The 882-nt window shown below is 70.7% G+C and carries 1 protein-coding gene; it reads left to right on the top strand.

The window, feature by feature from the left end; genetic code table 11:
- The coding region (locus MJ797_RS22930) for an integrase core domain-containing protein (RefSeq protein ID WP_239341093.1) at positions 1-882 on the top strand (882 nt) is incomplete at both ends.

Here is an 882-nt window from a genome sequence, read left to right as displayed (position 1 = left end):
GGCTCCCCCGCACCGTGCTCCGCCAGGTCCGGTTGCTGGTACGCCCCGAGACCGTGCTGCGCTGGCACCGCGACGTGATCGCCGCACACCCTGCTCGCATCTCCCGCCCCCAGCGGGCCGGCCGTCCGCCGACGGTCCGGTCGGTCCGGACGCTGGTGCTCCGTCTGGCGCGGGAGAACAGCTCGTGGGGGTACCGGCGCATCCACAGTGAGCTGCCCGTCCTGGGCATCACGGTCGCCGCGTCCACCGTCTGGGAGATCCTTCAGGATGCCGGCATCGACCCAGCACCCGAGCGCACCACGGCCAGCGGGGCGACGTTCCTGCGCTCCCCGGCCGACGCCATCCTCGCCGCCGACGTCGTCGAAGCGGTGACGCTCACCGGTACCCGGATGGACGTCCTGGCAGTCATCGACCACGCCACTCGGCGGGTCCGGGTCCTGGGCGCCACCGTGCACCCCACCGCCGCCTGGGTGACCCAGGCCGTACGCACCCTCGTGATGGACCTGCGGGACGCGGGATGCCGGGCGCGTTTCCTGATCCGTGACCGCGACGTCAGCTACCCGCCGCTGTTCGACGCGATCCTTGCCGACAGCGGGCTCGGGGTCGTGCTCGGCGGTGTCCCGATGCCGCGCATGAACGCGATCATGGAGCGGTGGGTCCAGAGCTGCCGCCACGAACTGCTGGACCGCGTGGTGGTCGGGAACCAGGCACATCTGCTGCACGCGTTGCACCAGTACGAGCAGCATCACAACGCGCACCGTCCTCACCGGGGCATCTCGAACGCCAGACCCCTACAGCCGCTGCCGGAACCGATCACCGATCTGGCCACGGTCACGCGTCTCGACATTCGTAGACGTGACCGCCTCGCCGGGATCATCCATG

Origin of the sequence: Protofrankia sp. CiP3, from assembly GCF_917627345.1 — a bacterium.
GTDB lineage: Bacteria > Actinomycetota > Actinomycetes > Frankiales > Frankiaceae > Protofrankia.
The sequence above is the reverse complement of the archived record's forward strand: the minus strand, read 5'-3'. Positions and strand labels throughout refer to the sequence as shown.